Origin of the sequence: Clostridioides sp. ZZV15-6597 (assembly GCF_020657815.1) — a bacterium.
In the GTDB taxonomy this organism is placed as follows: Bacteria; Bacillota; Clostridia; order Peptostreptococcales; family Peptostreptococcaceae; genus Clostridioides.
In genome coordinates this window covers 1-7,246 of the sequence record NZ_JAGWCT010000150.1, presented here as the reverse complement: position 1 = coordinate 7,246, position 7,246 = coordinate 1, and the positions used below count along the sequence as shown (strand labels likewise).

Annotated in this window: 8 protein-coding genes; all 8 read left to right on the top strand. The window is 22.4% G+C overall.

Features of this window, described 5'->3' with window-relative positions; genetic code table 11:
* Window positions 1-112: 112 nt before the first annotated feature.
* On the top strand, window positions 113-997 hold the full coding sequence (locus KGF52_RS19590; protein WP_107614576.1) for a hypothetical protein: 885 nt from the start codon (window positions 113-115) through the stop codon (window positions 995-997).
* 25 nt (window positions 998-1,022) lie between these two features.
* Window positions 1,023-1,781, top strand: coding sequence for a hypothetical protein (locus tag KGF52_RS19585; protein ID WP_227841340.1), 759 nt, complete (start codon window positions 1,023-1,025; stop codon window positions 1,779-1,781).
* A 259-nt stretch (window positions 1,782-2,040) separates the two neighbouring features.
* Window positions 2,041-3,036, top strand: a complete 996-nt coding sequence (locus KGF52_RS19580; protein ID WP_227841339.1) for an MBL fold metallo-hydrolase — start codon at window positions 2,041-2,043, stop codon at window positions 3,034-3,036.
* 18 nt (window positions 3,037-3,054) lie between these two features.
* Window positions 3,055-3,744: a hypothetical protein gene (locus KGF52_RS19575; RefSeq protein ID WP_227841338.1), complete on the top strand. Its 690-nt coding sequence runs from the start codon at window positions 3,055-3,057 to the stop codon at window positions 3,742-3,744.
* A gap of 46 nt (window positions 3,745-3,790) precedes the next feature.
* Window positions 3,791-4,198, top strand: coding sequence for a hypothetical protein (locus KGF52_RS19570; protein ID WP_227841337.1), 408 nt, complete (start codon window positions 3,791-3,793; stop codon window positions 4,196-4,198).
* A 249-nt stretch (window positions 4,199-4,447) separates the two neighbouring features.
* Window positions 4,448-5,377, top strand: coding sequence for a hypothetical protein (locus tag KGF52_RS19565; protein WP_227841336.1), 930 nt, complete (start codon window positions 4,448-4,450; stop codon window positions 5,375-5,377).
* A gap of 95 nt (window positions 5,378-5,472) precedes the next feature.
* Window positions 5,473-6,276 carry a hypothetical protein gene (locus KGF52_RS19560; protein WP_227841335.1) on the top strand — a complete coding sequence of 268 codons (804 nt, stop codon included), beginning with the start codon at window positions 5,473-5,475 and terminating at the stop codon, window positions 6,274-6,276.
* Between the two features lie 323 nt (window positions 6,277-6,599).
* A partial coding sequence (locus KGF52_RS19555; RefSeq protein ID WP_227841334.1) for a hypothetical protein occupies window positions 6,600-7,246 on the top strand: 647 nt, incomplete at its 3' end.

Here is a 7,246-nt window from a genome sequence, read left to right as displayed (position 1 = left end):
TAAAAATATACCTATTAAGGTAAGTAAAAAAGAGCTCTCACAGAACAAATTTAATTTGCTCCTGCGACAGCCCCTTTTTATTATATTAAATATTTTGAATGGAGGTTTAGATATGAAAATAGTAAACACATATATACTTGAGAGAATTAAATTAAAAAAATCAGAAGGAAATAGAGATATTTGTATTGATTTAGGTCACAAATTCATAAGTTGTTTAACAAATTTAATTGTATTTAATATTGATAATACAAAAGCTATAACAAATGATTTTTCCTTAGGAGGAATAGTCTCTCCAATACTAATTCCAACAAAAGAAAGTACTTCTAATATACTTTCAGCGAAGACAGCAATTAATTATAATAATAGCTCTATCTTATTCACAGGGCATCTTACACAAGATTATAAGCTTACTAAAAAAACTTTATTAACTGGTACATTAGAAGATTTAAAAGAAATTAAAATCTTAGCAGGAGGAGTCAAACAACTATTTTACTCAGATGAAGTATATCCTAACTTAGTACTTAAAATTAAAGGTACTTGTAAAATGATTTCTAACAATGACGATATTATTTACCAAATAAATAATAAAAATAAAAATAAAGATTATATAACAATTGATTTATTTAAATTAATATCTCTATCTAACAATATATATACTTCAAGAATGTTAATTTCTAATAAAGTGTATAGACATTATCCTTCAAAAAGATGGTACAAATTCAATAGAATCATTACTATCTCTAATAAAACCTATGTACAATGCCAAGAATTGTTTGCTCAAAAAGAAATACGTCTAATACCCTTTGATGATTTTCTAGCTGAAGTTGAAAAAAAAGATAGGATTATTACATATGATAATCATACTATTCAAGACTATTATTATATGACAATAGAGCAACTAGAAAATCAACTTGGTCATAAATCAAAAGAATATATTATCTTACTTACTGATTATTATGACATTATAAATAACAATACAGAACTTATAAATAACTAAAATATTAAAAGGAGCTAGATATACTATGAGGATTAGTTTTAAATATATTAACAATATTGATGAAAGAACATTTTATATAAATTCAAAAGATAAAAAACCTATAGAAATACAATTTAACAATAATTCAATAGAAGCTTCTATGATTTATTCAAATGCTATAGAATCAACATTTAAAGGTGCTGCAAATCTATTTGAAGGGGATATTAACTGTGTAAAATTTGATTTTGGTAAGTTTGGAAAGATTGAAAAAAATAGATGTGATGTAAAGTGGGGCATAAAATATTCAAATTTAAATACAGTAATATATGTACTAAATAAAAATGAATTAAGAAAAGAAAATTTTTATTCTAAAGGAATATGTATTAATAATAACAAAATGAATTCTCTTAAAAATACTTCTTTAAATATTAGCAATCAAATCTTTAAAGAAAATTTAGCTCTTGCAATTACTTGTTTGCAAAAATCAGATATAAACTATAAATACAGTTTTGAAAATGGTTTCTTACAAATTTTTAATATTAAATCTAATTCTTATTTAACTTCTATAGATGAAATAGAAGAAGATGATATATATATATTATTAAAACTTTTAAATATATTAATCTACCAAGGTAGACATCTTGGAGTATTTTTAATAGATTGTACTGATATTTCAAAAGATGTACTGAATTGTTTACAAATAGTATATGAAAAATTTCAAAGATATATAAATGTAAACTTATTATTTTTCTTTAACTTAGATAAAAATCATAAAATAGACACACAAAAGATAACAATTAGATAAATATATAAAAACATTCATTGTATTAATGATGAATGTTCTTATAGTTTAATAATATAAAAAATATTGAGGTGACTATTTTATGATATTTATAGATAAGTATATTATTGTAATCTTTATATTAATTATAGAATTAATATATATATATAATGTTTATAAAATAAATAAATGAAATATAAATATTATATATTAAATATCAGATATAAATATTATAACAATATATAATACATATATTTATATTGCTAAAAGAAAGGAGATTCAGATGAATAAGAAATCAAAAACTTTATTCATATTATGTTCAACAATATTATTTATATCTGGATGTAATAAAGATTTAAAAACCGAAAATGATAATAATTTTAAAAAACAAAACCAGAACTATTACAACAAAGATAAAACTAAAAAGAATACTAAAACTGAGAAAATACATGAGGGTGTATCTCTAGACAAAATGCAATCAGCAAATGAAACATTAACAACTAAAAAAAATGGTGTAGATACTGATATTTGGTTCTTAAATACTGGTATGAGTGACAGTATTTTAATAAAAGACCATGAAGAATTTATGTTAATAGATACAGGAGATACTAATGACTCTGAAGTTCTAAAAAAAGCATTCAAAGAAAAAGGTGTAAAAAATTTAAAATATTTGATTTTAACAAGTTGGGATTATGATGCTATTGGTAGTATCAAAGAAGTATTTAACAATTGTACTGTTAATCAAATAATTGCTCCAAATATAACACCTAATGCATCAAATTATGGAAAAGAAGCTTTCTCATTTATTAAATCTATAAACAAAAATATAGAAGTCCCTAAGATAGAAGGAGAAAATCATATTTTGGATGTATCAGAATTTAAGATTTATAATGTTAATTCAAATAGTAATGAAGAAAATGGACAGTCTCTCGTAATCGAGTTAAATTCTAGCAATACTAAAGCTTTATTTACTTCAGATATACTAGCTCCTCAAGAGAAAAATATTTTACCTAACATAGATAGATTAAACTTACTAAAAGTAGCTAGACATGGAGCTTCTGATACAACAACAGATGAATTCTTAACAGTAACTATGCCTGAATATAGTGTTATTTTAACTGGGAATATAACAGATTTAGCCAATTCTGAAAAAATAGATAGTTCTGAAGTAGAATCTAGATTAAATAAAATTAATTCAAAAATTTTTAAAACTAATAATAGTGGAGAAGTACATTTCAAAATTGATAATAGTGGATTATACCACACAAAAAATATTTAAAATAAGAGGTGCTAACTAATGAATAATTTAAATTTTGAAGATAAAACAAGTCCTATATTTGAAAAAATAGAAAATTTAAATGAGAAGGAAAAAATAGGCATAATACTTTGTGCAAATGCTTATTATAAGGGTGGTAACTGGGGATATATAACTAAAGATGAAGAGTCTTATCAAGATGTAATTGATATAATAGGAAAAGGTGATAATCACATAAAGCTGTATAAAGCTAAGAATGGAGTCATTATTTTATGTGATAGAAACTTTATTAAAGATGCTGTAAACTATACTATTCCTGGTTCAATTAATAACAAATATATAGAGAGAGTAGATACTATACAAAAGAAAGAAAAAGAAAAATTTGATAAATTTTTAGATAAGGTTTTTACAGGAAAATCTCAATACCTTAAGCAAAGAGAAGGTTATCAATCACTTCTATTGGGGGTTTTTGGAATAAATGAAGTCAATTTGATGGTTGTAAATGAAGTCTCTTATCCTTCTTACAAGCTATCATTAAGCTATATTTTAAAGTCTATCATTAAAAAGAATGAAAAATATAAAAGAAAAATTGGAATTAAAATAAAAGATGATGATGGTGTAAAAATAATGCCACTAACTACACTAAACTTAAAATTTATTGATAAAATATACAATGAATTAGAAATATCAGAAACAAAAAATGGAGTTTTCTTAACACTAACAATAATATAATCTTGTCATTTAAATTAGAAAAACATGTTGAAATGTGGGTGATTATATGTTAAAAGAATATACTTACAATACAGGGAACATAAGGATTATAAATGAAACTACAGGTGAATATGTAGATTTGATTCTAAACAAGAACAATAAATTATACACTGTATATACACCAGAGCATATATTAGACACACAAGTATATAAAGCTTTGGGAAATAAAATAGCTAGAAATTATTTGATAAGAAGCTTTCCATCAAAAAATAATTTTGAATTATACTTTAGAAAAGTATTTAATGCATCAAGAGTAGAGAGATTATCAAATAAACCTAAAAATTGGAGACATTGCTGTAATAAAATAGGTATTACTATTTTTAATCCAACTTATATAAACATAAATGGAACTAACATATTATACATATACTGTTTTCATTGCAAATCGGTATTATATTATGTAGACGAAAATTAAAAGAAAGGAAATGTCAAAACTAAAATATTAAAAATATGAGATTGACATTACAATATATACTTTATTTTAAATTATAATTAACATTTATAGTTTTGACCATAAAATAAATAAATGTTTTTATTAGATAATTTTGATTTTATTAATTTGACAGAAGCAACACTATATAAATATTTAAAAGAGAAAATAAATAAATACACATATACTTACTACAAACAAAAAATTAAAAGTATTGATGATGAGTATTATGACATGTACAAATCTTATTTGAATATGTTATCTTTAAGTAAGAATAGTCTAAATAATAATTTAAATATATTAACTCATTTAGACAATGAAATTCTAAACCATATGATAAAGCTAGCATCTGAAGAAATATTTGATGTTAATTATACTTTGAAAGTCAAAGGATTTTTTGTAAGTTTAGTCTATGAAAATGGGATATATACAGATTGTAATACTTTAATGAAATTTATAGATAAAGATACATTGACTAAATGTGTAACTATGATAGTCCCTAGATATGCAAAACAATTAATAAAATATAAAACAAGAATTTTAGGTTATTTTACAGTTTCAAAAATTAGTTTTGAATATTTAAAGATGACTCATCCTAATATAAAGGATGTTTCAGATGCTATTTTGTTTATTTTTAGAAATTCTTCTGATAGTAATATCATTAATTTTTTAGAATTTATTGTCTATGATATACATCCTAAAAATTTAAGTCTAGACAGTATCAATGATAGTTTTAATGTGATGATATCTTATTCAAGAAAAGTTACTAAAGATATTTTTTTAAATGAAATTAAAGAAATCTCAAGTGAACTTGAAGAAAAAGATTCTTTATTTGAGTATTTTTCTGATGGTATATTGATAACTTCAAATAAATTGCATAATCTACATTTACTATTTAAAATAGATTCATGGAAACCAAAGACATATTCAAGTATTATAAGAGAAATTATTTGGTGTTATAGCTCTAATGGTATTATTCCTATTGCTGAAATAGAGCCTTTGCTATTTAATAATACTATTATTAAGTATATAAACTTGTATTCTCCAAATAACATTCTTATTCTTGATGCATATGTAAAAGAAAATTTAAATTTTCTATATCTACAAGATAATATCATAGTGCCTATAACAAAAGATGGACAACTATTACTTAATAAATTATAAATTTATTTAGAGGCTTTATAGCCACTTATTAAACAAAATCGTCTTGTAAACAAGACGATTTCTTACTTTTATTAAAATCTAAAGGAGTGAATTTTATGAATGATAAATTTTTTAAGAAAGAAAATTATTTATTTTATATATTTGATGATAAAAATAATGAATATTCTTCATATGTTGCTATAAGAACTGATTTTATTTTTATATCACAAGTTATTATACATGATACAGAATTATTTTTTAGCATTGACCTTTTTTCAATATTATTTAAATTTGATTTAAATAACAATCTATCAATAACACTAATAAAGAAGCTGATACTTGAAAATGAAGATAAAATTGCAGAGCTAATAAAAGATATTTACATATATAGAAAGAAATACTTTCATGATGCTTTACTAGAAGATAATGCTATTAAAGCAGTAAATTTACATGGTAAGTCAGATTTATTTGAACAATATTCATTGATGGTAAATAATTTTTTAGATAATGAACCAAAATCTTTTACTACTAAGTCTTTATATCAATGTGGAATGTATGTATATAGTCAAATAGAAGATGGCAGTTGCTATATAAAGCTAATTGATTTAATTGAAAAGTTTTTATTAAATATTAAGGGTAATGTAATGAGCAATTTAAATAATCAATTAATAAATAAGCTTAATAAGAATAATGAACTTTTAGTTTACCGAGGAAGTGGTAATAAAAATTTGAATGGGTTTAGTTATACCTTATCCTATGAAACAGCTCTTAAGTTTGCTAGACGATTTGATAGAGAAAAAGCTATTATTTCTAAATATAAGGTCAATATTAAAGATGTCTTAATGTATATTACTGATAGAAAAGAAGAAGAAATTGTTACAAGACATGCTATATTATTAGATAGAATATCACTAAAATAAATACTTTGCAAAATAATACTGTTTATATTTCAAAACTAACAGTATTATTTTTTATAAAACATTTAATTTTAATAATTAATATTATTTTTAAAAATTAAAAAATAATATCATAAAACTTATTCTCTTATTAAGAATACCAAAATTGTAAAAAGTACTATTCTATGTTATAATTTCATTAAAAGATTATTATTTGTATTTTAAAACAGTAATTTTTTATCAAAAACATTTTTTTTATAAATTCGCCAACATTATTAAAAAATTATAAACTAAGTGAGAGGAAGGAGGATATTAAACAATTACTTCTGTTTAATAAAATATAATTTATGAGTGAAACTAGAGAAAAAGATAATGAAGTAACAATAAGTATAACAAGTACCTATCAAAAAGATTCTAAAACTTGGGAAGAATTAATAAATCCATTGAGAAAAAAGAGAGAATTAGCACCTTTTACAAAAACTCTTTTATCTTTATATGCTGAGGACGAGGAATTTAGAAATTTAGCTGATAAAAAGATAAAAGAAAACTCACTTCCTGAGAGAGTAAAAAATAGAATAAACCAAATCACTGAAAATCATAAAAAGGCAATGTGTCAGGCTAAGCTTCTTTCAGATGTTATAACCTCTCAATCTATTAGTATCAATAGTTCTACTGTTAATATATCTGAAGATAATCCATTTGATACAGATGGCTTATTAGAATCTTTATCAAGATTATTACCTTCTAATGTCCAAAAAAACATAACAAATACAATAGAAAAAACTTTTAATGATAGAATTAGTAACTTAGAAAAATTATATTTTAATAATAGAGATATTAATAATATAGTTCAAGAAAAAGATAATAATGATTCTTTAGATAACAGTAATATAATACAGAAACAAGAAGATAATAATAGTTCTTTAGATGATAGTAATATAATACAGAAACAAGAAGATAATAACAGTTCTTTAGATGATAGTAATATAATACA